This is a genomic window from Terrilactibacillus tamarindi (assembly GCF_009718825.1).
GTDB lineage: Bacteria > Bacillota > Bacilli > Bacillales > Sporolactobacillaceae > Terrilactibacillus > Terrilactibacillus tamarindi.
Genome location: NZ_WNHB01000057.1, coordinates 1 through 539 on the forward strand (window position 1 = coordinate 1; position 539 = coordinate 539).

Sequence of the window (539 nt, forward strand, 5' to 3'; positions counted from 1 at the left end):
TTCTTTCACTTTCAGTTTTGAAGGATTACCTTCATACATATGTCTAGTGGCAATGGCGAAGAGGTCACACCCGTTCCCATCTCGAACACGGAAGTTAAGTTCTTCAGCGCCGATGGTAATTGGGGGCTGTCCCCCTGTGAGAGTAGGACGCCGCTAGGCAAAGAGAGAGCAGTCAACTAAGGTTGGCTGCTTTTTTGTGTTCTTTTTTAAAGAAGTCGAGGACGAGGAAACAAGGGAATGAGGAGCGGAGCGTACGGTGTACTCAGAGCACCGGAGTGAGTGCCGGTGACGAAGAGATGCGCCGACTAGCGGAAGCCGCAGCCCGAACGCGGAAGTTAAGCTCGAGCGCCGATGAATTAGGGGCTGTCCCCCATGCGCGAGTAGGACGCCGCTAGGCAAAAGAGAATGCAGTCAACTTAGGTTGGCTGTTTTTTTATATTTTAGAAATGATTATAGGGGATTCGAAGTGTACAACGTACACGAGAATCGTGGTGCAATAAATCCGAGAGTGGTGCAATAAATCCGAGAGTGGTGCAATA

At 49.7% G+C, this 539-nt stretch carries 1 rRNA gene; it reads left to right on the forward strand.

From position 1 onward, the window contains the following. The first annotated feature begins 42 nt into the window (after window positions 1-42). A 5S ribosomal RNA gene (gene rrf, locus GMB86_RS15320) occupies window positions 43-159 on the forward strand. Window positions 160-539 lie beyond the last annotated feature (380 nt).